Source organism: Endozoicomonas sp. SESOKO4, assembly GCF_024606275.1.
Genome location: NZ_JAHHPS010000590.1, coordinates 1 through 1,029 on the forward strand (window position 1 = coordinate 1; position 1,029 = coordinate 1,029).

Sequence of the window (1,029 nt, forward strand, 5' to 3'; positions counted from 1 at the left end):
CACTTGAAAATATCCGTATTGGCTTTATCAGGCTTAATTTAACCTCTGACGATGTATCTGGAGATGAACGACTGGAAATCTGTGAAAATTACGAGGTGGCTGAGCAAGATTTTAATCGTCTGATCAGCTTTTATTTTAATTATGTGAACATGAGTGAACAATATCGAAAATTTCGTATTCAAAGAATGCTTAGACTAATACATTGTATATTCTCCATAAACATTAATAAGACCACTGAAAAAAAACCGGAAGATCAACAGTTAATCAATACAGCGGCAAAAAGCCTTTTTGAACACTTGTTTTTGTCTCATAAAATAAATGGCAGACGGAATCCTTATTTCATTTATTTCGATTTGAGTCCGATTGCATATCAGTCCAATTATTTCGGTGTTAATAACGGTCTGGTCCTGATGTTTCTTGCTTTTCTTGCTCCTCACTTTCTTTCCAAGGATGAACTCTATAACTATATTAGAATTTTGGATAACAGATACACCGAAAAAAGCTACAATCGAGCATTCGATCGTGAACTGCTTTCTGAAAATATCAATGAATATAATTCTCCGCGAAGTATTGCCAATCAATTGACCACAGCTCAATTGGATGCAGGAACAGCACTTCTGATCGGTTTAACCGCAATGGCGTCAGCAGCTTTCCAGCGCATGGATTCAGGGATGGAATGGCAAGAGACACTGGAGACCTTGTTGATAAGATGCTTGCCATATGAGTTACTGGCTATTGTCTACAGCAATATAACCAGTCATTGCCGCCCTGAACACTGGTACCCTGTACCTGCGGTAATGTTTACCGAGGATGGTATGCAAGAGTTTACACAGAGTATCATGGGTATTGACTTCACACACGCATTATCGGTGGTTTCATCGTCAGAAAGTCCGGAGTATCCATCGGGATACTCTGAGGGGACAGACAGCGACGATTCCGTTGAAGAGTCGGATTCAGAACATTGGGATCAGGCCATAGTCATTCAACAACAAAATGAACTGATAGCCCAACTACGACAGGAATTAGCAA

1 protein-coding gene is annotated in these 1,029 nt (G+C 39.8%); it reads left to right on the forward strand.

Going from position 1 to position 1,029, the window contains the following annotated elements:
* The coding region (locus KDK16_RS11610; RefSeq protein ID WP_257276234.1) for a hypothetical protein at window positions 1–1,029 on the forward strand (1,029 nt) is incomplete at both ends.